The organism is Massilia sp. SYSU DXS3249 (assembly GCF_053668055.1).
The window spans coordinates 128,251-152,538 of record NZ_JBSIPX010000014.1 but is presented as its reverse complement, the minus strand read 5'-3'; the positions used below and the strand labels follow the sequence as shown (position 1 = coordinate 152,538).

General features: G+C 65.6%; 16 protein-coding genes. 7 read left to right on the top strand and 9 right to left on the bottom strand.

Translation table 11 applies throughout. The annotated features are described in order from the left end of the window. Positions 1–156 precede the first annotated feature (156 nt). The 5 genes from ACWCIA_RS16755 to ACWCIA_RS16735 form a co-directional block, all read right to left on the bottom strand. Positions 157–2,127 (bottom strand): DUF885 domain-containing protein, encoded by a 1,971-nt coding sequence (locus tag ACWCIA_RS16755; RefSeq protein ID WP_454165084.1) that lies wholly within the window; start codon positions 2,125–2,127, stop codon positions 157–159. Positions 2,128–2,206: 79 nt separating this feature from the next. Then, positions 2,207–2,668, bottom strand: coding sequence for a hypothetical protein (locus ACWCIA_RS16750; protein ID WP_454165082.1), 462 nt, complete (start codon positions 2,666–2,668; stop codon positions 2,207–2,209). Beyond that, positions 2,668–3,162, bottom strand: a complete 495-nt coding sequence (locus ACWCIA_RS16745) for a hypothetical protein (protein ID WP_454165080.1) — start codon at positions 3,160–3,162, stop codon at positions 2,668–2,670. The genes ACWCIA_RS16750 and ACWCIA_RS16745 overlap by 1 nt, the downstream gene beginning before the upstream one ends. Positions 3,163–3,192: 30 nt before the next feature. Further along, positions 3,193–7,365: a DEAD/DEAH box helicase gene (locus ACWCIA_RS16740; RefSeq protein ID WP_454165078.1), complete on the bottom strand. Its 4,173-nt coding sequence runs from the start codon at positions 7,363–7,365 to the stop codon at positions 3,193–3,195. Beyond that, entirely contained in the window at positions 7,362–9,311 is a 1,950-nt protein-coding gene (locus tag ACWCIA_RS16735; protein ID WP_454165076.1) for a dipeptidyl-peptidase 5, read from the bottom strand. Before ACWCIA_RS16735 ends, ACWCIA_RS16740 begins: the two co-directional genes overlap by 4 nt. 167 nt (positions 9,312–9,478) lie before the next feature. Between ACWCIA_RS16735 and ACWCIA_RS16730 the strand changes: the two genes are divergently transcribed. From ACWCIA_RS16730 to ACWCIA_RS16715, 4 genes are all read left to right on the top strand, one after another. Then, a complete protein-coding gene (locus ACWCIA_RS16730; RefSeq protein ID WP_454165074.1) occupies positions 9,479–9,835 on the top strand; it encodes a translation initiation factor Sui1 in 357 nt (118 codons plus the stop codon). A 108-nt stretch (positions 9,836–9,943) separates the two neighbouring features. Beyond that, positions 9,944–11,026 (top strand): uroporphyrinogen decarboxylase, encoded by a 1,083-nt coding sequence (gene hemE, locus ACWCIA_RS16725; protein ID WP_454165072.1) that lies wholly within the window; start codon positions 9,944–9,946, stop codon positions 11,024–11,026. A 598-nt stretch (positions 11,027–11,624) separates the two neighbouring features. Beyond that, positions 11,625–13,631 carry a primosomal protein N' gene (locus ACWCIA_RS16720; protein WP_454165070.1) on the top strand — a complete coding sequence of 669 codons (2,007 nt, stop codon included), beginning with the start codon at positions 11,625–11,627 and terminating at the stop codon, positions 13,629–13,631. Positions 13,632–13,674: 43 nt separating this feature from the next. Next, positions 13,675–15,114 carry a dihydrolipoyl dehydrogenase gene (locus tag ACWCIA_RS16715; RefSeq protein WP_454165068.1) on the top strand — a complete coding sequence of 480 codons (1,440 nt, stop codon included), beginning with the start codon at positions 13,675–13,677 and terminating at the stop codon, positions 15,112–15,114. A 143-nt stretch (positions 15,115–15,257) separates the two neighbouring features. On the opposite strand, the gene ACWCIA_RS16710 is transcribed toward ACWCIA_RS16715, so the two are convergent. Genes ACWCIA_RS16710 through modA form a run of 3 tightly spaced genes read right to left on the bottom strand, consistent with a single transcriptional unit; the run spans position 15,258 to position 17,263 of the window. Next, positions 15,258–15,743: an SRPBCC family protein gene (locus tag ACWCIA_RS16710; RefSeq protein ID WP_454165066.1), complete on the bottom strand. Its 486-nt coding sequence runs from the start codon at positions 15,741–15,743 to the stop codon at positions 15,258–15,260. Positions 15,744–15,800: 57 nt separating this feature from the next. Further along, positions 15,801–16,499, bottom strand: a complete 699-nt coding sequence (gene modB, locus ACWCIA_RS16705; RefSeq protein WP_454165064.1) for a molybdate ABC transporter permease subunit — start codon at positions 16,497–16,499, stop codon at positions 15,801–15,803. Next, the gene (gene modA / locus ACWCIA_RS16700; protein ID WP_454165062.1) at positions 16,496–17,263 is read right to left on the bottom strand and encodes a molybdate ABC transporter substrate-binding protein; all 768 of its coding nucleotides are present in this window, start codon (positions 17,261–17,263) and stop codon (positions 16,496–16,498) included. Before modA ends, modB begins: the two co-directional genes overlap by 4 nt. 69 nt (positions 17,264–17,332) lie before the next feature. On the opposite strand from modA, the gene ACWCIA_RS16695 reads away from it, so the two are divergent. From ACWCIA_RS16695 to senA, 3 genes are read left to right on the top strand one after another with little or no spacing between them, the layout of a single operon-like run. After that, complete coding sequence (locus tag ACWCIA_RS16695) at positions 17,333–19,414, top strand: UvrD-helicase domain-containing protein (protein WP_454165060.1); 2,082 nt, start codon at positions 17,333–17,335, stop codon at positions 19,412–19,414. Positions 19,415–19,446: 32 nt separating this feature from the next. Further along, the gene (locus tag ACWCIA_RS16690; RefSeq protein ID WP_454165058.1) at positions 19,447–19,653 is read left to right on the top strand and encodes a SlyX family protein; all 207 of its coding nucleotides are present in this window, start codon (positions 19,447–19,449) and stop codon (positions 19,651–19,653) included. Between the two features lie 18 nt (positions 19,654–19,671). Next, positions 19,672–20,868, top strand: coding sequence for a selenoneine synthase SenA (gene senA, locus ACWCIA_RS16685; RefSeq protein WP_454165056.1), 1,197 nt, complete (start codon positions 19,672–19,674; stop codon positions 20,866–20,868). 67 nt (positions 20,869–20,935) lie between these two features. On the opposite strand, the gene ACWCIA_RS16680 is transcribed toward senA, so the two are convergent. Next, positions 20,936–23,926: a TonB-dependent receptor gene (locus ACWCIA_RS16680; protein ID WP_454165054.1), complete on the bottom strand. Its 2,991-nt coding sequence runs from the start codon at positions 23,924–23,926 to the stop codon at positions 20,936–20,938. Positions 23,927–24,288 lie beyond the last annotated feature (362 nt).

Genomic DNA, 24,288 nt, shown 5'->3' with positions numbered 1-24,288 from the left:
CACACGCTTATGGCCCGCAGTTCCCGACAGATACTCCTGAACCACTTCGAGCTTGAAACGCTCGTCGTACTTCGTCATGAAAAACCCCCAAAAGTTGTGTCCAACTTTTGGGGGTCAGTTCACGCGGCCCCGGCTTGATGCAAGTAACGCTGTCGATCAATCGCGCATCAGTTCCCCGATCATCTTGACAGGCGCGTTGCCATAGCTGAGGAACTGGTCGTGGAACTGCTTCTGGTTGAAGCGCTCGCCCAGCGCCTGGCGGCGCTGCTCGCGCAGTTCCATGATCTGCTCGTAGCCGCTGAAGTAGCTGGTCAGCTGCACCGACGACAGCTGCACGCGGCGCCACTTCTCCGTCGCTTCCTGGCGCGTCTGGAAGGCCTGGCGCGTGAGCAGGTCGAGCGCCTCTTCGCGGCCCATGCCGAGCACGTGCACCGAGTAGTCGAGGATGGTGTTGGTGACGCTGCGCAGGTTCCACTTCGAGTACATCAGCCACATCTCGGGCGAATTGCCGCCGTAGCCCGACTCGAGCATCATGCGCTCGCCGTACACGGCCCAGCCCTCGACCATCGCGCCATTCCCGAACAGCGACTTCACCAGCGACGGCGAACGGTTCGCGTGCACCAGCTGGGCGTAGTGGCCGGGGATGGCCTCGTGGATGTTCAGGATCTGCAGGATCCACTCGTTGTATTCGCGCAGGCTGCTCTCGGCCTGTTCCGCGGAGAGGCCGTCGAGCGGCGTCACGTTGTACCAGGTCTTGTCCTTCGGCCGATACGGGCCCGGCGCGTCGATGCTGGCGCCGGCCACGCCGCGCTGGTACATCGGCGTCTCGCGCACTTCCAGCGGCTTGTCCGGGTCGAGCGTGAGCAGGTCGTTCTTGATCACCCAGTCCTGCAGCAGCGGAATCTGGCGGCGGATCTCGGGGAAGAAGTTTTCGCGCGCGACGTGGCGGGCCGACAGTTTATCGATCAGCATGCCGATCTTCTGGAAGCGGTCCTGCGGCTTGTTGGTGCCGGCCATGTAGCGCGGCCAGAGTTCGTCCGCAATCGCGTTCATGCGCGTGAGGAGTTCTTCGCGCGTGGCCAGGGCCTTGCGGAAGGTCTGCTCGGCGCTGCTGGCCGACTGGATTTCGAGCGCGAACTTCTGTTCGTACAGCGCCTTGCCGATCCTGAACGGGCGTGCCTTGCCGCTTTGCGCCTGCTCCGCTTCCAGCCTGGTCAGGAAGTCGACGTAAGCCAGCACGGCGGTGCCGGCGTTGGCGATGCGCTGCGCGAAGATCGCCTTTTCCTGGACGTTGAGGATCGAGTTCTGCGCCGCCTGGCCGAGGTCGGCCAGCACGACCAGGGTGCCCGGCGCCTGCGCCATCGCCAGCTGGGTGTGCTCGCGGGTCGGGTTGACGATGCTGCCCTGGGCCGCCTGGTAATAGGCCGGCACGTTGGCCAGGCGCTTGAGGATGGTGCGCAGGCGCTGCGGTTTCGCCGCGTACTCGGTATTGAGGATCAGGTCGAGCGGCTGGGCGATGTTGTAGAGCGACGGGTTCCACTCGAATTCGCGGAAGGTCGTCAAACGCCAGCGGTCCGTTTCCAGCTTGTTGACCAGGAGCGCGAGGTCGGTGCGCTGGCGCGGCGACAGCTGGCGGCTGTCGATCTTGCCGAATTTTTCCAGCCACTCGGTGGCGAACGCGAGCTTTTTCGCGCGGGTCGCGTCGTCGGGGATGGTCAGGTTCGCGGCGACGTCGAACTTGCCGGCCGCGATGCCGCCTTCGGGATCGACGCGCCACAGCGCCGTCAGGTACTGCATGGCCAGCGAATCGGCACGGCGGTCGAGGCGTTTTTCGCTGCTCGCGGGAGCCGGCGCCCGCACCTTGTCGCTTGCGGCGGCGGCGCTGGCGGCGGCAGCCGTCGCCGCGACCGCAGCAGCCTTGCCTTTGCCTTTCGATTTCTTGTCTGCCTTGGCGTTCGCCTTGGCCTTGGGAGCGGCCACGCGCTTGGCGGAGCCTTTCGTTTTTCCCGCCTTGGCGACGACCTTGGCCGCTTTCGGCTTCGAGGATTTCCTGGTCTCTTTGGCCGCAGCAGGCGCCAGTGCGAGGCTGGCGATGAGGGCTGCCAGCGCGAGTTTCGTTTTCATCATGTATTCGGCCCGTAAAGATAAAAAAGTCGGGTGGGCGGCGCGCTGTGATCGAGCGCGACAGCGCGCCAGATTAGCATTGTTAGCGTCCCTTGCGCTGCCCCGGGTTTGTAACAAATGTTGGGCCCAGCGCGGCCAGTGCGGCCTGCGGGTCGAGCAGGCGGGCCGCTTGCGCCACGTCCGGCGGCAGCCAGTCGGGGAAGGGGACCTCCTCGTTGGTGTGATGCCCGCGCGCCGTGTGCTCCTGCTTCACGCGCGCCAGGCGCGCCGGCTCGAACAGCGGCGCGGCCGCGGCCAGCGCGGGCCACAGGCGACTGTGCACGAAGGTGATCTTGCCGTCGACCAGCCGGCAGACCAGGATGTCGGCATCCTGCCCCACCGCCTGCAGCGCGGCGAAGATGCGTTTACCCTGCGGGTGCCCCCACCAGCTGCCGCGGATCGGTTCGCCGGCGATGTGCTCGGTCAGCGTCGGCACCGGTCCGCGCGCCGAGGCCAGCACGACGCCATGCGCGCGCACGAAAGCGATGGCTTCCAGCGCCTCCATCAGTCGATCACGCCCGAGCGGATCAGCTCCTGGTGGCGTGCGTTGATGAGGGCGACCGCGTCCTTGCCGCGTGCGATGTTCGTCAGGACGATCTCGCTGCCCTGGGTGAAACGGTGGCGGACGCGGATCGTGTACGAGCGCGTGAGCCAGCTCTTGAAACCGTTCACGAAGATGGCTTCGTCCATGTCGCGCCACTTCACGCCGGCGATCCCCTTCTTCCAGGGCAGCACGCCCGAATGCACCCACACGCCGAGGTCGTCGAGATACAGCTGCACGCTGCGCACCAGCAGGAATTCGTAGGCCACCAGCAGCGCCGACAGCACCAGCACCGCGAGCGCGGCCAGATCGTGCCACAGGAAGGCCAGGGGCAGCAGCACGCCGAACAGGATCACCGCCAGCGCCGCCACGCCGGCATAGGCCAGCCACGACTTGAGGCCGATGACCTGGGCCCTGGGGCTTGCGCCAGGCTGGGCGAGCGCGTTCTGTTCTTCCATGGTGCCGATCCGTAAAAAAAAGCGGCATCATCACATGGATCGCCTGTCAATACCAGAGGCTCCCAGGCCCTGGTGCAGCATCGCCAGCATGTCCGACGGCGACATGCGCGCCGCCACGTCTCCTCCCTCGAGCAGGCTGTCGGCCAGGTCGCGCTTGTGGCGGTGCAGCTCGACGATGCCTTCCTCGATCGTGTGGCGCGCCACCAGCCGGTAGATCGTCACCGGGCGCTGCTGGCCCATGCGGTGCGCGCGGTCCGAGGCCTGGTCTTCCACCGCCGGGTTCCACCACGGGTCCATGTGGATCACGTAGTCGGCCGCCGTCAGGTTGATGCCGACCCCGCCCGCCTTCAGGCTGATGAGGAACAGGTCTCCCTCTCCGGCCTGGAAGGCGTCGACCCGCTTTTTGCGCTCCTGCATCGGGGTCGCGCCGTCGAGGTACTGGTAAGCGATGCCGCGCGCGTCCAGGTGCCTGCGGATCAGCGACAGGTGGTCGACGAACTGGCTGAACACCAGCACCTTGTGGCGGTTCTCCAGCAGGCCGTCGAGCAGGTGCGCAAAGGCCGCCAGCTTGCTGCTGGCGATCCCCAGGCCGGGCGCGACCAGCTCCGGATTGCAGACGGCGCGCCGCAGCCGCATCATCTCGGCCAGGATGGCAATCGACTTCTGGCTCTGCGGCGCTTCCAGCGAGGCCAGTTTATCGAGCGCTTCGCGGCGCAGCGATTCGTACAGCGCCGTCTCTTCCGGCGTCAATTCCACCGGCAGCACGATCTCGGTGCGCGGCGGCAGCTCGGTCAACACCGCGCTCTTGGTACGGCGCAGGATGAAGGGCTGCGTCAGCCGTTTTAATCGCGCACGGGCGCCGGCTTCGGCGCGCTTGTCGTAGTTCTTGTCCTGCTGCGCCTTTTCGATCGGGCCGGCAAAGCGCAACTGGAACTGGTCGGCGGTGCCGAGCAGGCCCGGATTGATGAAGCGGAACAGGTTCCACAATTCGCCCAGGTGGTTTTCCAGCGGGGTGCCGGTGGCCACCATGCGAAAGTCGCCCTGCAGCGCCATCACCGCCTGCGATCGCCGCGTCAGCGCATTCTTGAACGCCTGCGCCTCGTCCATCACGATCGTGTGCCAGCGTTTTTTCGCAAACAGCGGCGCTTCCAGCTGCAGCAGGCCGTAGCTGGCGACGATCACATCGAAGGGGCCGGCATCGTCGAGCATCGCCGCGCGCTCGCCGGGGCCGAACAGTTTGACGTTCAGAGTCGGCGCGAAGCGCGCGGCTTCCGCGATCCAGTTGGTGCAGACCGAGGTCGGCGCCACCACCAGGGTGGGGCCGTTCGGCGCGCGCAGCAGGATCAGGGCCAGCGCCTGCAGCGTCTTGCCGAGGCCCATGTCGTCGGCCAGGCAGGCGCCCACGCCCCAGTGCGCCAGGCGCGCCAGCCACTCGAAACCCTCTCGTTGGTAGTCGCGCAGCTCGGCCTGCAGCGTGGACGGCAGGCGCGGCTCGTACTGGGCGTTCTCCGCCATTTTTTTCAGGTGCTTGCGCCAGGCGGCATCGACGTCGACGCTGCCCGCATCCGATGCCAGGTCTTCCAGCGCGAAGCTGGCCAGCGGATGCACGCGCAGCGCTTCCTCGTTCGCATCGGTATAGGCGGCCAGGTCCATCAGGCGCCGGTGCAGTTCGCTGGTGAGCGCGAGGAACTGGTTGTCGCCCAGCGCGACGAAGCGCCCGTCGCCGGTGCGCACCTTTTCCAGCAGTTCGCGCAGGTCGAGTACGCGGCCCTCGTCGACGACGATGTCTCCGTTCGCGGCGAACCAGTCCTTCTCGCGCTTGATGGTCAGGCGCACGGATTTCGAGCTGACTTTTTTACTCACCCGGAAGGGCTCGCCCTCGGGCCAGGCGATGACGACCTGGTTCGGGTCGAGTTCCTGCAGCTGGCTCACCAGTTCCAGGCAGTGGATCGGCGCGCCCAGCAGCCATTCGTCGTGCTCTTCCTCGGCGCCTTCCAGCGCGGGGCAGCTGGCGACCAGCTGGCGCTCGGCTTCGCGCTCGGCGTTCAGGTCGCGCTTCGCTTCGGTGCGCACGCCGTTGAAATCGGCGATCACGCGTTCGGCCCCGCTGCCGGGCGCGTAATAGGCGCCGGTATCGGGCAGCGGGCGCACCAGGATGCGCATGCGCAGGCCCTGGTTGTAGGGCAGCAGGTGCACGTGCAGGCGGCCGTCGGCCGCGATACGTTCGATGTCGGCTGCGCTGACGCCGATGTCCGACTGCACGGTGACGATCGAGGAAATCGCGCCGATCGCCTGCAGCACCCGCACCTCGGCCTCCAGCGGCACCACCAGCGACTCGCCGACGATGGCGCCGATGCGGCGGTGCTCGTCGCGGATGCGCACCACGCGCAGGCGCATCGGCGTCTCGCGCGTGACGACCACGTCGCCGGCGCCCTCGCGGATCGGCGGGTTCAGGGTGATGGTCACGTGCTCGCGCGCGGCCTTGACGAGCAGCTCCGGCTCGCCCGGCAGCAGTTCGACCCGGGTGCCGGGCGCATCGAACCAGAACAGCAGCGGGTGGCCGATCAGCGCCGCCAGGGCTTTATCCAGGTCGAATTCGTAGCGCAGGCCGCTGCCGTAGTACTGGCGCGCGGCGCCGATGGTCGACACCACCAGTAAATCCTGGGCGGTGAGGAAGTCGAGCGTGGCTGCCGCATCGAGCAGGCGTTTCAGGCCGATCGGGCGGCCCCGGCTCCAGGCGCCCTGCGCGTCGCGCTTCTGTTCGCGTGGTTCGATTTCCTGCACGCCGAGGTGCGGGTCGTAGCGGATCAGCCAGACCAGGCGCGATTCCTTGACTACCTCCACGTTCACGGCCGGCTGCAGGTTGATCAGGGCATTGAGCTGGCGCTCCCAGGGCTGCTCGCGCTCGAACCAGTGCGTCATGTCCGTAAAACGGCCGCGCTGGCGCAGGGCGATCGCGCGCTGTTCGTGGCCGATGCTGCCCAGTTGCCCGAGCAGGGCGGCCAGCTGGGCGCTGAGGAAATCGAAGCCGGCCGCCTCGGATGCGGTAAGGGCCTCCTCGAGGCGGGCACGCTGCTGCGCCAGTTGCGGCATGCCCAGCCACCAGTGCAGCAGGGCGCGGAACATGATCGGCTGCAGCGCCGTCTCCCAGTTCCGCGAGGGCAGCACCTCGGCGTCGACCGTGCCGCCGCGGATCTGGCGCAGCATGCTCAGTTGTTGATAGACGGCCGTGTCGTGGCTCTGCACGGCGCGCGTGGCGCTGTCGAGATAGCTCTCGACGGCCTTCTGGTGCTTGGCGTCGGCGCGGCGCAGCAGGGCGGCGACATACAGGTGGCCGCCGATCCCGGCGAACACCATCTTGCGCTTGCCGGTTTCCCTGCGCAGCAGTTTCAGGGCCGCGTCGAAGCCGGCCAGTGCCTCGTCGATATGGTCGCGCAGGAGCAGCAGCACGCTGCGGAAGAACAGGGCGGTCGAGTCGTCCACGTCGACCAGCAGGGCGCCGGCGTCGTCGAGGCGCCCGCACAGGACCAAATGTTCGGCCAGCGCCACGCGCAGCGCCATGGCGACGTTGCCGCCTGCGGCCACGCTCTCGGCGTAGCTGCGGATCGCCGGCGCGCTGGCCGGCTCGCGCTGGGCGTGGTTGACCAGGGTCGCCAGCACCTCGTCGCGCAGCGCCGGGTTGATGCGCTCGACGAGGTCCGGCTCGAAGGGGCGCGCGCAGATGTCGACCAGCGGGTGCAGGTAGGCCGCCTCGTGGCAGCGCAGGCAGGCGTCGAGCAGCGGCATGACCGTGCGCGGGCCGTCGCCGCCGATCAGGGCCATGCGCAGCAGTGACAGGCCTTGCCGGTAGCTGCGCAGCACCGGGTTGCCCTGCCAGTCGCGCCGCAGCGGGCTGACCGTCTCGAAGACTTCGCGCACTTCCGTAAAACGGCCTGTGCGCAGCAGGGAGTCGATGGCCGGCCAGGCCACGCCCGGCATGGCGACCGTGCCGCGGGAGGCCAGTTCGTTGGTCAGGCCGCGCTCGCGCAGCTGGGCCAGTTCAATGGTGAGCGCGTCTTCGGAGCTGAACTCGCCGAGCGGCTCGAGGTGCTCGCGCAGGCGCGTGCGCCCGAACGGCTCGCCCGCCAGCGCGAGCAGGCCGAGGATCAGCTTCTGGTGCGCGCTGCAGGCGGCGAAGGAGTCGATCAGGTCTGCTTCGCTCATGCAACCAGGTTTTCAATCTCGAGCGACGGCAATCCTTGCGGCGCCGGGATGCCGAACACGCGCAGATAAAACGCCAGCTCCGCTTCCAGCGTGCGCACCACGCTGTCGGCCTTGCGGAAGCCATGCCCTTCGCCCTCGAGCGTGATGTAGGCGACCGGCACGCCGCGCTCGCGCAGCGCCTGCACCATCGTTTCCGACTGCTGGGGCGGCACCACCTTGTCGTCGAGCCCCTGGAAGAAGATCATCGGGCGTTTCAAGGCATCGGTATGGTGGATCGGCGAGCGTGCGCGGTAGACCTTGTCCGCCTCTGGCTTGGGAGCGATCAGGTATTCGTTGTAGTGCGATTCGAACTTGTGCGAGTCGGCGTCGAGTCCCGCCAGGTCGGACACGCCGTAATAGCTGGCGCCGGCCTTGAACACGTCGTGGAAGGTGAGGGCGGACAGGGTCGTCAGGCCGCCGGCGCTGCTGCCGCGGATCAGCAGGCGCTCGGGGTCGGCCAGCCCGCTGTCGGCCAGGTGGCGCGCGCCGGCCACGCAGTCCTCGACGTCGATGACGCCCCACTGGCCTTTCAGCAGGTCGCGGTAGGCGCGCCCGAAGCCGGTGCTGCCGCCGTAGTTCACGTCGAGCACGGCGAAGCCGCGGCTGGTCCAGAACTGGGTCGCGAGCTTCAGCGTGCTGGTCGCCATCCCGGTCGGGCCGCCGTGGCCGATCACGATCAGCGGCGGCAGCTCGCCCGGCAGCGCTTCGAAATCTTTATTGGCCGGTGCGTAATGGAAGGCGTAGGCGGTGCGCCCGTTTGCGCTGCGGTAGCGGATGCTGCGCGGCACCGACAGGTAGGCCACCTCGGGCAGGTTGGTGCTCGACTGCACCAGGATGCGGCGCTTGCCCGTGTCCGGATCGAGCAGGGCCAGCTCCAGCGCCATCGTCGGCGAACCGGCCAGCACCGCCACCGTCTCGGCCGAGACGCGCAGCTCGCGGATTTCCTCGTACGGCGTCTCGATCGGCGTGAGCGTGCAGCCGCGCGTCGACAGGCGCGCCAGGCGGCTGACGCCGTCCTCGATATAGGTGCAGACGATTTCGTCGTCCGACCGGAAGCCGTACATCGAGCCGCCGAAGCTCCAGTGCGGGCCGCCGAACTCCGCCTCGCGCGGGCACAGCGGATGCACCACGCCGTCTTCGAAGCGGTACAGATTCCACCAGCCGCTGCGGTCGGACACGAAGTGCAGCAGGCCGCCGGGCGACCACTCGGGCTGGCAGATCGACTCGTCCAGGCCGCCGGCGATCAGGCGGCCGTCGACCAGGCTGCCGTCCTGCGCGATGTCGGCCACCCACAATTCCGTGCCCTGCCAGGGCATGCGCGGATGGTCCCAGCACAGCCAGGCCAGCTGGCGCCCATCCGGAGAGAGGCGCGGCGCCGCATAAAAATCGTTGCCGTCGACGAGGATGGTTTCACGGCCATCGAAGCCGACCGCGCAGATTGTGTTGACCGGATAGGCTTCGCCGGCCAGGTGGTCTTCGCGCACCGCGATCAGGCGATTCCTGGCGCGGTCGGGCACGAAGTCGGCGTAGCGCACGGCTTCTTCTCGCGTGATCATGGCTGGCTCGCCCCCGGCCTCGACCCCGTACAGGTGGTTGTCGGCGAAATGCGAGAACCAGACCGTGCCCTTGTCCACCGCATACGCGCCGCCGCCGTACTCGTGCACGCGGGTGCGGACGTTGAACGGGGCTGGAGTCGGCTCGGCGACGGCCTCGGCGCCATCGCTGGTACGCCAGCGCTGCAGGGTCATGCGGCCCGCTTCGCTGGCGCGGCCGGCCAGCCACAGCACGTCCGTGCCGTCGAGCGCGATGTGCGACAGCGGCGTGGCGCCGGCCGCCACCACGGCGGCGCTGATCGGGGAAGTCCAGGTGCCGCAGGGAGCGGCCTGTTTGCGGGTCGGCTGGGTCATGGCGTCGGTGTCATTTGAAAGGGGCAGATCGCATTATAAGAGCGCGGACCGGCAGGCAGAGTCACGCCAGGCGTGCGCAATGGGAGCGCCTGGGTGCGCAGCCGGAAGCGGGCGCGCAAGTACTGATAGACTCGCCTGCTTCACACGAAGAAATGGTTGAGCAAGACATGAAAAGCAGTTTCAACAGCGGCCTGGTCTATTCCACCGACGGCGGGCGCATGTGCCCCGGCTGCCGCCAGCCCCTCGACCAGTGCACCTGCAAGGCGAAAACAGTACCCGTGGGCGATGGCGTGGTGCGCGTGTCGCGCCAGACCAAGGGCCGGGGCGGCAAGAGCGTCACCCTCGTCAAGGGGCTGGCGCTCGACGCCGCCGCGCTGGCCCTGCTGGGCAAGCAGTTGCGCACGGCCTGCGGCTCGGGCGGCACCGTGAAGGACGGCGTCATCGAAGTGCAGGGCGACCACTGCGAGCTGGTCATGGAGACGCTCGCGAAGCTGGGCCATCATCCGAAGCGCTCCGGCGGCTGAAGATCCGGGACGCCTCCTGCCATCGACCGGCGGCGGAGATGACGCCAGTGTCCGGCGGGCCGAGAGGATGCGATAATAGCCCTCTTCCGACGTCATCCATTGTCAGCCATGCCACAATTTGCCCCGCTCAAGAACGATACCTTCCTGCGCGCGCTGCTGCGCCAGCCGACCGAGTACACGCCTGTCTGGCTGATGCGGCAGGCGGGGCGCTACCTGCCGGAATACCGCGCCACCCGCGCGCGTGCCGGTTCGTTCCTGGGCCTGGCAAAGAATCCGGATTACGCCACCGAAGTGACGCTGCAGCCGCTCGACCGCTATGCGCTGGATGCCTCGATCCTGTTCTCGGACATCCTGACCGTGCCCGACGCGATGGGACTCGGCCTGTATTTCGCCGACGGCGAAGGCCCGAAGTTCGAGCGCCCTCTGCGCACCGAGGCCGACGTGATGGCGCTGCAGGTGCCCGACATGGCCTTGCTCGACTACGTCTTCAAGGCCGTCACGCAAATCCGTACCGAGATCAACGGCCGCGTGCCGCTGATCGGCTTCTCGGGCAGCCCGTGGACCCTGGCCTGCTACATGGTCGAGGGCCAGGGCTCGCGCGAATTCCACACCATCAAGAAGATGCTGTACGCGCGCCCGGACCTGATGCACCGCATCCTGGACATCAATGCCACCGCCGTCGCCCAGTACCTGAACGCGCAGATCGACGCCGGCGCCCAGGCGGTCATGATCTTCGATTCCTGGGGCGGTGCGCTGGCCGACGGCGCCTACCAGGAATTCTCGCTGCGCTACATGGAGAAGGTGGTGAGCCAGCTCCAGCGCGAAAAGGACGGCGTGCGTATCCCGGCGATTGTCTTCACCAAGGGCGGCGGCATCTGGTTGGAGGAAATGGCGGACATCGGCGCCGATGCGCTCGGCCTGGACTGGACCATGAACCTGGGCCGCGCCAGGGCGCTGGTCGGCGACCGCGTCGCCCTGCAGGGCAACCTCGATCCGGCCATCCTGTTCGCCTCGCCGGAGCAGATCCGCGTTGAGGTCGAGCGCTCGCTGACGGCCTACGGCACCCCATCGGAGGGCTCGGGCCACGTGTTCAACCTGGGTCACGGCATCTCGCAATTCACACCGCCGGAATCGGTGACGGCGATGGTGGAAGCGGTGCACAACTTCAGCCGCCGCCAGCGCGCCGGCTGAGGACAAGGCAGGGGCAAGCAAGCGGCACGTGGGCTTTACGGCGCATGCCGCCGGACCGCTTTGGCGGTCCACGGCCCCCTTCGCACTGCAGCAAAATCACACTTGTTCACATGTTGTAAAACCATGGCCTTGCAGGCTGTGGACATGTACAGTAGGTGGGCGAGCGAGCTAAGCCATTGAAATTGCTGATTTTTATCTGTCTCATGGACGGGAAATAACCGCTGGGAAGCGAGTTTTCCGTAACAGAAATGCGGGTTTGTTCACCCTTGTTCACAAAGTTATCAACAGGCCGCTTAACTCATCAATAAAAAGTCCAGCGTTGACAAGCACTTACCGTATGCATCGGAGATACTTGTTTAAATCGTCACAGGCGCTGACCATTTACTAGAAGCAAAAACGCAGTTATACACAATCGTTGCGGTAGGGGAAGGTAGTTGCTGTGGACTACTTTGATGATGCTAAGTCATTGAATTTGCATGAGTTATTTCCCCGTAGTTTTGTTTGAACAACGGATCGTTTGACTTAACGTAAACTTCTCCACGGGTCAAGCGCTTCATTCTCCACAAAGTTGTCCACAGCCTCAAGAATAAGGTCAAGATTGTCGTACTGCATTCTTCAAATCGCGCTCGATACGCCGCTCAACAGCGTGTTCGACTACGGCTGGTCCTACGAGGGCGATGCTGCGCCGCAGGTCGGGCAGCTGGCGCTGGTCAGTTTCGGGCGGCGTGAGGTCGTCGGCCTGATCGTGGCCATCGTGGCCGAGAGCGATGTCCCGCCCGACAAGCTGAAGAATGCGATCGCCGTGCGCGATCAGTTGTCCCCGCTCTCGCCCCAATGGCTGGCGCTGGCGGGTTTCGCGGCCGACTACTACCAGCGCCCGCTCGGCGAAGTGGCGCTGCCCGGCCTGCCGAAGAATTTGCGGGTACCGAAAACCGTCGCCCTCGACCGCGCGCTGAAAAAACTGGCGAAGCTGGGGCCGCCGGGCGACCCGGCCCCGGTGAACATGCCGCCCCTGAACCCCTCCCAGCAGCAGGCGGCCGACGCCATCGGCGGCGCGGCCGGTTTTACGCCGGCGCTGCTGTACGGCGTCACCGGCAGCGGCAAGACCGAGGTGTACCTGCAGGCCTGCGCCCAGGTGCTGGCGCGCGACCCGCAGGCGCAAATCCTGATCCTGGTCCCCGAGATCAACCTGACGCCCCAGCTGGAGGGGAACATCCGCGCCCGCTTCCCCGGCCTGATGCTGGCCACGCTGCACAGCAGCCTGTCCGAAGGCGAGCGCATGCTGCACTGGCTGGCGGCGCACCAGGGCCATGCCCGCATCGTGCTCGGTACGCGCCTGGCGATCCTCGCTTCGCTGCCGCACCTGCAGCTGATCGTCATCGACGAGGAGCACGACCCCTCCTATAAACAGCAGGAAGGTTTACGGTATTCGGCGCGCGACCTGGCCGTCTGGCGTGCGCGCCAGCTGGCGATCCCGATCGTGCTCGGTTCGGCCACACCCTCGCTGGAAAGCTGGCACCATGCCCAGACCGGCCGCTACGAGCTCCTGCCGCTGCGCGAGCGCGCCGTGCGCGACGCCGTGCTGCCGACCGTGCGCCTGCTCGACATGGAACGCGACAAGCCGAAGGACGGCCTCACCAGCGGCCTGCTGGCCGCCCTGCGCGCTCGCCTGGAGCGGGGAGAGCAATCGCTGCTGTTCCTGAACCGGCGCGGCTACGCCCCCGTGATCACCTGCGAATCCTGCGGCTGGATCAGCAACTGCACCCGCTGCACCTCCTTCATGGTGCTGCACAAGCCCGAACACCGGCTGCGCTGCCACCACTGCAGCCTGGAGCTGCGCATCCCGCGGCATTGCCCGACCTGCGGCAACGTCGACCTGCAGCCGCTCGGGCGCGGCACCCAGCGTTTCGAGGAAGGGCTGGCGGCGATGTTCCCGCAGGCGCGCATCCTGCGCATCGACGCCGACTCCACCCGTAAAAAGGGCAGCGCCCAGGAAGCCTTCGACACCGTGCACCGGGGAGAAGTCGACATCCTGATCGGCACCCAAATGGTCGCCAAGGGCCACGACTTCAAAAAGCTGACCCTGGTCGGCATCCTCAATCCGGACACGGCCCTGTTCTCGCAGGACTACCGCGCCAGCGAGCGCCTGTTCGCGCAGCTGATGCAGGTGGCGGGCAGGGCGGGGCGTGCCGGTCTCGCTTCCGAGGTGCTGATCCAGACCCGCTACGCCCAGCACCCGCTGTATTCGGCGGTGGTGCGCCACGACTACGACCGCTTTGCCATGAACCTGCTCGAAGAGCGCCACCAGGCCGCGCTGCCGCCCTACATGTACCAGGCGCTGCTGCGCGCCGAGGCGCCCGAGCTGGCGACCGCGATCGCCTTCCTGGAAGAGGCGCGCGACATCTTGCCGACCGAGGCGGTGACGATCAACGACCCGATCCCGATGACGATGACGCGCGTGTACAACGTCGACCGCGCCCAGTTGCTGGTCGAGTCGCCGTCGCGCCCGGCGCTGCAGGCCTTCCTGAAGGAGTGGCTGTCCCTGCTGCGCGCGATGAAGACGCGCGTGCGCTGGTCGCTGGAAGTGGACCCGCTCGACATTTAATGGCAAAACGGCGTATGGTTTGTTGTACACGATGGGGATCAACATGAACACACTACAAGTCGACGTCGCCGTGATCGGCACCGGCACCGCAGGCATGTCCGCCTACCGCGCGGCCCATGCGCAAGGCGCGCGCACGGTCGTCATCGAAGGCGGCCACTACGGCACCACCTGCGCCCGCGTCGGCTGCATGCCGAGCAAGCTCCTGATTGCCGCAGCCGACGCCGCCCACATGCTGGACGTGGCGCCGGGCTTCGGCGTGCATCCGGGCGAAAAACGCATCGATGGGCGCGCCGTGATGGAACGCGTGCGGCGCGAGCGCGACCGGTTTGTCGGCTTCGTGCTCGAGAGCGTCGAGGGCTTTCCCGAAGAAGACCGGATCCGCGGCCATGCCCGTTTTACGAGTCCGCACACCCTGCGCATCGACGACCATCTTGAAATCGAAGCGCAGCGCTTCGTGATCGCCACCGGTTCGACGCCGGTCGTGCTGCCGCAATTGAAAAACGTCGGCCCCGGCATTGTCACCAGCGACGACGTGTTTTACTGGGATGATCTGCCCAGCTCGGTGGCCGTGATCGGCTCGGGCGTGATCGGGCTGGAACTGGGACAGGCCCTGACCCGCCTCGGCGTACGCGTGAGCATCTTCGCGCGCGGCGGCAGCGTGGCCCACCTGAGCGACCCCGAGGTGCTGCACGCGGCCATGCGTACCCTGAACGAGGAACTCGACCTGCGCTTCCAGACCGAAGTGGTGCGCGCAGAGCAGCAGGGCGACGAGGTCCTGCTGACCACGCGCGATGCGCTCGGCAAGGAATCCACCGAACGCTTCCAGTACGTGCTGGTGGCGACCGGACGCCGTCCGAACGTGCACGGCCTGGGGCTGGAGGAAACCGGGCTGGAACTGCAGGAAAACGGCGTGCCCGTCTTCGACAGCCGCACCATGCAGTGCGGGAACAGCCACATCTTCATCGCGGGCGACGCCAACAACGAGCTGCCGCTGCTGGCCGAGGCGGCCGACCACGGCAAGATCGCCGGCGAGAATGCCGGCCGCTATCCCGACGTGCGCCCGGGCCTGCGCCGCACGCCGCTGGGGATCGCTTTTACCGAACCGAACATCGCCACGCTCGGCAGGAACTACCGGTCCTTGTGCGAGGGAGGAAGGCCGAAATTTGCGATCGGGAAGGTCTCGTTCGAGAACCAGGGACGCAGCCGCGTCATGTTGCAGAACAAGGGCATGCTGCGCGTGTACGCCGAGTACGGCACCTGCCGTTTTCTCGGCGCGGAGATGATCGGGCCGCGCGGCGAGAACATTGCCCACCTGCTGGCCTGGGCGGTGCAGGCGAGACTGACGGTGCCGCAGATGCTCGACATGCCGTTCTATCACCCGGTGATCGAAGAGGGCGTGCGCACGGCGCTGCGTGACCTGGCCGCGGAGCTGGCGAAGGAAACGAACCACACGGACGCGGCCGATTCGGAGCCGGGCACCTGAGCAAGGCAGCTTTTGTAGGGTGGGCACTTGTGCCCACGCGGTATCAACATCGGAACGGCCGCAGCGCCAAGTGAACGTCGTCGCGATGCATACGCTGAGACAGCGTGGACACAAGTGTCCACCCTACGAGACCCGGCCTGCGCTTAGTTCAAATAACTCGCATCCAGTTTGCCCTGCTCGGCCATCTGGCGCACGATGCGCACGGTGTCGATATCGGCTTCCTGGTATGCCGATTTCTTGAAATCGGCATACATCTGGCTGGCCGGGTCGAGCGCTTCGCCCATGCCGTCGTCGTAGAGGAAGCGCACGAACAACTGGTATTCGTCCGGCGCCTCGATCGTCATGGTCAGGCTCGAGGCGCTGATCTCGCCCTGCGCCGGCACGTCGTAGCGCACCTCGTGCAGCGGGGAGAGCAGCACCGTGTCTTCGACGATCAGGTCGCCGTAGCGCAGGCGGCGCTTGAAGATGCCGCTCTCGCGCTCGCCGATGATGCATTCGTCGAGGTGGGGGATGAACAGCTTCGGCTGTTCCGCACGCACCACCAGCCCGCGCCACAGCTGTTCGCGCGTGATGGTGTGGGCGAGCGGGTTCATCGGGTCGTTGATTCCAATCAGGTGTTCAAATTTCATCGTGTCTCGTGCTCGTAAAAGTAGGGCGCATGGTAGCCGATACAGCTCCTGCCGTGCTTAGTTCGACAGCAGGATCGCGTTCTGCCTGCGCTGCAGGAATGCAATGCCGATCAGGATGGCGAAGGAAATCGCCAGCAACACCAGGGCATATGCGTGCGCCGCGCCGTAATTCAACTTCTGGGCTTCATCGTAGAGCGCAATCGAGGCCACCCGCGTCTGTCCAGGGATGTTCCCGCCCAGCATCAGCACCACGCCGAATTCGCCCATCGTGTGTGCAAAGCTGAGCGACACGCCGGTCAGCAGGCCGTGTTTCGACAGCGGCATCACGATGGACCAGAAGGTTTGGCGCCTGGTCAGGCCCAGCGCCAGCGCCGACTGCACCATGTCGCGCCCGACGCCGCGAAACGCGGCCTGGAAGGGCTGCACCGCGAACGGCAGGCTGTACAGCACGGAACCGGCCACCAGCCCGGCGAAGGAAAACGGCAGGGGATGGCCGAACACGCTCATCCAGGCCGCGCCGACCGGCTGCTGGGGCGCCATCAGCATCAGCAAATAAAAGCCGATCACGGTGGGCGGCAGCACGATCGGCAGGCTGACCAGGGTCTCGATAAAAATGATGCCGCGCATCTTGCTGTTGTTGAGCCAATTGGCCAGCGGAATGCCGATGATCAGCAGCACGATGGAAGTGACGGCGGCCAGCCGCAGGGTGAGCCCGATGGCGTCCCACAGTTCGGCCGGGAACTGCCAAGCCGTCATCGGGCGGCGCCCGGGAGGTCGAAGCCGTTGCGCACCAGAATCGCGCGTGCTTCAGGGGAAGCGAGGAAACGCACGAAGCCGGCCGCATGCGGGTGGTCCGCCCCGGCGCGGGTGACGATGGCGCCTTGTTCGATCGGGGCCAGCCCCGCGTGCGGCACCAGGGCATACCGGCCCACGCCTTTCAGCTTGGTCGCGTGCAGGGTCGCGAAGGAAACGATGCCGACCTGGGCGTTCCCGGTCTGGACGAATTGCGCGGTCTGGGCAATGTTTTCTCCGACCACGAGTTTCGGCTGCACCGCGTTCCACAGGCCGTCGCGCTCCAGGGCGGCTTTGGCGGCGCGGCCATAGGGCGCCGTGGTCGGGTTGGCGATGGCCACGCGCAGCACACGCTTGTCGGCGACGAGGGCTGCCAGCCCGCGCGCCGGGTCGATCCGCGGGTCGAGCGACCACAGGGCAATGCGGCCGATGGCATAGGGCGTCAGGGTGGCGCCGTCGGCCGCGCCGAGCTTGCCGAGCTGGCGCGGGTAGTCCATGTCGGCCGACAAGAACACGCCGAAAGGGGCACCGTTGCGAATTTGTGCAAAAAAGTTGCCAGACGCACCAAGCGAGACCTTGAGCTCGGCATCGGGTGCGGTTTTCCGGTACGCGCCGACGAGTTCGTCGATACAATAGCCGAGATCGCTGGCGGCAGCGACCAGCAGCGGGCGCGCCGACACAGGCAGCGCCATCGTCCACGCCAGCAGCAAAATAAGCAATTTTTTCATGCTGAACATTGTAGCGCGCAGGCCCTGCGGCTTCGTTACAATGCTCGGCTGTCTTCAAGAATATTTCCCATGTCCAACGCACCAAAGTTCGGCCTGAACGGGCCGCAAAGCGAAGCCGCGCTCTATCTCGACGGCCCCTGCCTGGTGCTGGCCGGCGCCGGCTCGGGCAAGACGCGGGTGATCACGCAAAAGATCGCCTACATGATCGAGCACTGCGGCTACGATCCGCGCACGATCGCCGCGCTGACCTTCACGAATAAAGCCGCGCTCGAGATGCAGGAGCGCATCGGCAAACTGCTCAAGCAGCCCAAGCAGGCCAAGCAGTTGACGGTCTCCACCTTCCACTCGCTGGGCGTGAAAATCCTGCGCCAGGAGGCGGCCGGCGTCGGCCTGAAGGACAAGTTCTCGATCATGGACAGCGACGACTGCTACACCATCGTCTCGAGTCTGGCCGTCACCACCGACAAGCAGGAAGTGCGCCGCATCCAGAACATGATCTCGCTGTGGAAAAACGGCCTGGTCGATCCGGAAGACGCGATCAAGGACGCGAAAGATGAGGACGAAGCCCAGGCCGGCCGCATCTACCGCAGCTACGTGGCGACCCTGCAGGCCTACCAGGCGGTCGACTTCGACGACCTGATCCGCCTGCCGGTGGAGCTGTTCCGCAACAACGACCCGATCCGCGACCGCTGGCAGAGACGATTGCGCTACCTGCTGATGGACGAATACCAGGACACGAATACCTGCCAGTACGAACTGGTGAAACTGCTGGTGACCGGCATCGGCAAAAAGCCGATGTTCACCGCCGTCGGCGACGACGACCAGGCGATCTACGCCTGGCGCGGCGCCTCGGTCGAAAATTTGAAAACCCTGCAGACCGACTTCCCGGACCTGCGCGTCATCAAACTCGAGCAGAACTACCGCTCGACCACGCGCATCCTGCAGGCGGCGAACGCCGTCATCGGCAACAACCCGAAACTCTTCGAAAAGTCGCTGTGGTCGGAACACGGCCTGGGCGAACCGATCAAGGTGCTGGGCATGCAGAGCGACGAGCAGGAAGCCGACCAGGTCGCAATCATGATCTCGGCGGATCATTTCCAGCGCAAGAACAAGTGGACCGATTACGCGATCCTGTACCGTGGCAACCACCAGGCGCGCATCATCGAGCAGGCGCTGCGCAAGGAGCGCATCCCCTACACCATGTCGGGCGGCCAGAGCTTTTTCGACAAGGCCGAGATCAAGGACATCATCGCCTACCTGCGCCTGATCGCCAACCAGGACGACGACCCGGCCTTCATCCGCGCGGTGACGACACCGAAGCGCGGCGTCGGCATGGCGACATTGGAAGTGCTGGGCGAAGTGTCGAAGCAGTGGAACTGCTCGCTGTATGAGGCGGCCAGCAAGGGAGGATTGGAAGCGAAGCTGCAGGACCGCCAGCTGCATCCCTTGCGCGACTTCTGCCGCTTCATCGACGAGCTGGAAAGCCGCGCCACCCGCCCCGGACCCTCGGGCAGCGGAGAAAACGCAGCCGAGGTGCTCGACGACATGATGAAGGAGATGAACTACGAGCACTACCTGTACGAGAACTTCGACGACCGCGCAGCGCAGGCCAAGTGGCAGAACGTCATGGAATTCACCAACTGGCTGAAGGAACGCGGCAACGGCGGCCGCGACGGCACCGGCGAAGAGAAAAACCTGCTGGAGCTGACGCAGATGGTGGCGCTGATGTCCATGCTGGAAGGCCAGGACGAAGAGCAGGACGCGGTGCGCATGTCCACGTTGCACGCCTCGAAAGGGCTGGAGTATCCGCACGTGTTCCTGGTCGGCGTGGAAGAGGGGATTCTGCCGCACAAGGGCGACCCGGACGACCCGATCGAAAAGATCGCCGCCCGCATCCAGGAAGAACGGCGCCTGATGTACGTCGGCATCACGCGCGCCCAGCGCTCGCTGCAGGTCACCTGGTGCAAGAAGAGGAAGCGCGCCGGCGAACTGGTGCACTGCGACCCCTCGCGCTTCATCAAGGAGATGGCGCTCGACGAAGGCATTGCCGTGCCCCAGGAATCCGAAATCATCAGCCCGAAGGACCGCCTGGCGAGCCTGAAGGCTCTGCTGAACACGCCGAAGCCGGACGCCGACAAGCTGATGTCATAATGCCGCCCACTTTCAATCAGCCAGGAACCGCCGTGGAACACGAAGACCGTTTTGTTGATATCGAAATCAAGCTGGCGCACATGGAAGACCTGGTCGATTCCCTGAACACGACCGTCTACCAGCAGGCGCGCCGCATCGACCAGCTCGAAGCCATGGTGAACACGCTGGGCGAGCACCTGCGTACGCTGCGCGAGGTGGGGCGGCAGAATCCAGTCAACGAGCGCCCGCCGCATTACTGATCTCCTTACAATGGGTGCATGACTACCCACCATGCATCGTTTCGCCGGATGGGCGCGCCCGCGCTCGACGCCGCGCTGCAGGACGCGCGCCGGCATACGCTGACGCTGTTCGAGGCGCTGGCCGCCGCCGGCTATGACCGGGCGGCGCGCGTGCCGCGCCTGCCTACCCTGAATCCGCCGCTGTGGGAACTCGGGCACCTGGCCTGGTTCGCCGAGTGGTACGTCCTGCGCGAGGCCGCCGGCAGCGCACCGGGCGACGCCCGTGGCCCATCGCTGCTGGAGCACGGCGACCGCTGGTTCGACTCGAACACGGTGACCCACGACAGCCGCTGGACGCTCGACCTGCCCCCTTCGAACGTGCTCAAGGCTTACTGCGGCGCGGTGCTCGACGCCATCCGCGCGCGGCTGGCGGACACGTCCGGCGGCGACGCTGCCCTGTACCCCTACCGCCTGGCGCTGGCACACGAGGACATGCATGGCGAAGCCCTGCTGTACACCATGCAGGCCCTGGGCGTGGCGACGCCCGTGCCCGTGTTGGCCCCTGTCGCGCCAAGGCCGGCCGAGATCGCCGTCGAGGGCGCCAGCTTCCTGCTCGGTGGCGAGCAGGACGCTGGCTTCGTGTTCGACAACGAAAGGCAGGCGGCACCATGCGAGGTCGCCCCGTTCTCGATCGATGCGCAGCTGGTGTCGAATGCGTCCTATCTTGCCTTCATGCGCGATGGCGGCTACCAGCGCCCCGGCTACTGGAGCGAGGCCGGGCGTGCCTGGCTGCGGGAAACCGGACGCGTTGCGCCGCGCTACTGGCAGCGCGAAGCGGCAGGCGATCACTGGCACGCCCTGCGTTTCGGCAGCCGGGCCACGCTCGATCCCTGCGAACCCGTGCGCCATGTGAGCCTGCACGAGGCCGAAGCGTATTGCCGCTGGGCGGGACGGCGCCTGCCGCTGGAGCAGGAGTGGGAATGGGTGGCGGCATCAAGCCGGCCCGGTTTCGGCTGGGGCCAGTTGTGGGAATGGACGGCATCGCCCTTTTTACCGTATGCCGGTTTCGCCGCGGACCGCTACCGCGAATACTCGGCGCCGTATTTCGGCCGCTGCCAGGTCTTGCGCGGAGCGTCGTTCGCGACACCGGAGCGCTTGCGCTCGCCCCATTTCCGCAATTTTTATACGGCCGGGCGTGACGACATCTTCGTGGGTTTTCGTACCTGCGCGCTTTGAGCCGGAAGGTCAAAAAAAAAACCGCGGACTTGCATCCGCGGCTTTCATCGAGCAAGCAGCCTACAGCTTAGAACTTGTGGTTGTACTCGACCGTGAAGCGGCCATACCGCGGCGTCTGGGTCGACAGGACACGGTGGTAGCTGTCCAGCAAGGTCTGGGTCGAACCGCTGTTCAGCTGTTCCTGGATCGACTGGGTGGTCTGGCGGTTCGCGACGTTAAACACGTCGAGCTTGGCGCTCAGGCCTGGCACGAAGGCCGGCATGTAGGCCACGTTCAGGTCCAGGCGCGTGGTCCACGGCAGGCGGCCTTCGGAGCCACGCGGAGCGGGACGGCCGAAGCAGGTGTCATAGTAGGAACCATAGCTGTGTGCGGCCGGCACGGTCGGGTCGGCGCCCAGGCAGTTCTTCGGACGGCCCGACTGTGCCAGCAGGTTGCCGCCGACCATCCATTCCGGCGTGACCTGGTAGAAGCCGAAGGCCTTCAGCTGGTGGGTGCGGTCGTTCGGCAGCGGGCCGTACTTGCCGCGCATCAGCTCAGGCTTGTCCCAGCTGACGGTGTGCGAGACGTCGAGCTGGCCAATATCCGACTGGGTCTGGCCTTCGGTGTTGCCGTAGTTCTTGGACCAGGTGTAGTTCACCTTGCCGTACCAGCCATTGCGCAGCGGGTGCTCGAGGAACAGGTCGATCGCCTTGTAGGTACGCTTGGCTTCGGCGAAGCCGAGGTCGGCCGCGCTCAGCTTCACTTCGGTCAGGTTGCTGCCGGTGTTGGCGAAGTCGACCAGGAAGGTGTTGTCCTCGCCCGGGTTGAATGCCGCGCAGCCGAAGCCGGTCCATTTCGAGGTGTTCACGCCCGGGTTGCGCGCCAGCCAGGCCAGGAACGGACGGTTGTCGCACATGTCGTCGATGGTCGAGCGCAGGGTACGGTAGGTTGCGCGCGCGCCGAAGGTGAGGTCGGGCGTGAGCGCGCGCTCGATGCCGAGCGTCAGCTCGTCCTGGTAGGTCGGACGCAGGTTGGTCGCGGCAACGCTTTGCGGATGCTTGACCTGGAAGTACTCGTTGTTGGTCGAGAACGGCGCCGGCACCAGCGGCACCAGGCCCAGCGGCGTGCCGGTGGCAGGATCGACGCCGGTATAGGTGAAGGCCTGGCTGGTGAACAGCGAACGCGAAGCGCCACGCACCGAGATATTGGTCGGCACCTGCACGAAATAGCGGCCGGCCGATCCGAACACCTTGAACGAAGCGTCGCCGTAGACGTCCCAGGCGGCCGAGAAGCGCGGCGCGATCTGGTCCTTGATGTCCATGAATTTCTGGTTGTCGCCATTGCGGTTCTCGAACTGCTCGTTACGCACGCCGATCGTCAGCAGCAAGTCCTTGGTGACTTGCCAGCGGTCTTCGATGTATTGCGCCGACTGGTCCGAATACGCGTCCGTGACCGAGGTAAATTTGGTTTCGGTGACGTAGTAACCCTGGAGACCCAGGCCGCCGCCGCTGGCCGGTGCGACGACCACGTTTTGCAGCGGAATCGGGGTAGTGGCCGGCTGCGAGCTGCGCCCGTAGGCCCACAGGCCGCCGCCAGCGCGGAACAGGCCGGCGTCCTCGGAGCTGAGACGGTTTTCGTCGATACCGGCACGGATGGTGTGGTTGCCCAGTTTGTATTCGAGGTCCAGACGTGCCGACTCGACCGTGTCCTCGCCGCCCGTCACCGGAATGTTGCCGCTGATCGGGTTCGGGTTCGGATAGGAAACGCCTGGAGCGCGTGCCGCGACGGTCGAAGTGACCTGGTACACGTTCGGGTTCACGCCCGGATAGGTGCCGTAGGTGTTCTCATGCTTCGTTTTCGAGCGGCCGTACAGGGCCAGCAGCGTCAGGTTGTCGGTCAGGTTGCCGGTGTACTTGGCAATGTTGACGATGCCGCCGACCGGAGTTTCGCCCGAGAAGTTCTTGTAATGCTCGCTCGCGCCGATGGTGCCGTTGCGCACCAGGGTGGCGTAGTTGTAGCCGGACAGGAATTTATCCTTCTTCGACGTGTCGCCGAAGCCGGTGTATTCGAGGCGGTGGTTGTCGTTGATGTTCCAGTCGAGCTTGACCAGGTAGCGGGTAGTCTTGGTTTCCGACTCTTCCCAGCCGCGGATGCCGGCCGAGGTGCTGGTACGCAGGCCGTTGATCGCGTTGGTGCCCGAGAAATCGGTCTGCGACGATTCCAGCGAGCCGAACATGAACAGCTTGTCCTGGATCAGCGGACCGCCGACGCTCACGCCCACCAGCTTGCGGTCGGTTTCGTTGGCCGAGCGCTGGCGGTACAGGGTACCGTCGGTGGCGGCGGTGTTGGTTCCGCCAACGACCGGGTAACGGATGTCTTCCTGGCTGGCAGCGAGCTTCTTCGGCTCCCATTGCACCACGCCGCCCGCTTCCCAGCGGTTGGTACCGCTCTTGGTCGTGATGTTGGCCACGCCGCCGACCGAGCGGCCGAATTCTGCGCCGAAGCCGCCGGTCAGGATCTGCGCCTGGCCGATCGCGCCGAAGGGCAGTTCCATGTAGCCCAGCTGGGTCAGCGGGTTGGTGACCGGGAAGCCGTTGACGTAGTACGAGTTTTCCGACACCGCGCCGCCGCCGAAGCTGTTGGCGCCGCCCGGGTAGCGGTTGTCGCCCTGGGTGGTGTTCGGGGCGATCAGGACGATCGACTCGACGTTACGTGCAATCGGCAGTTTTTGCAGTTGGGAGGCAGTAAAGGTGGCGCCGTTGTTGGTATTGGTAACGTCGATCGCGCGGCGGCGGCCAACCACCTGCACGCGCTGGGTCGTGAACACGGCTTCGGCGCCCTGGCCGATCAGTACCTCGACTTCGCGGGTATCGATGACCTTGCCATCGCGCACCAGCTGGACCGCATAGCGGCCCGGCGGCAGCGAGGTCGCCTGGAAGCGGCCATTGTTCTCGACCGCAGTGGTGCGGCGCAGCTTGGTGTCCAGATTTTCGATGACGACCGTCGCGCCCGCAGGGCTTTCCACCGCGCCGTACACGTTACCCGTGGTGTTCGACTGTGCCAATACTGTCGAGCTCATGCTCAACGATAGCGCAGTCGCGCCGAATGCCAGGGTGATCGCACGAGCCAGTTGCGTCTTTACTGCCATAAAGTCTTCTCCTCATATTTTTTATAAGTCGACCGATATTCCGGATGACGTTTGCACTCTCTTGCCCGTATGTACAAAGCCCCTACTGGTGCAAGAGAATTGAAACAATTGTATGTACAAATAATTTGAATTGCGACAACAGATTGCAATCTGGCAATTTGCAGTATGTACGTTCATGAGTTATTGCATTACTGTTTTTTTGCAAATATGCAGACGTTGCAGGCATATTCGGTGCTCTTCGCCGAATATCGGAAGTCGAGAGGAGTGATGGATGCCCAGGAAGGCATCTTAAA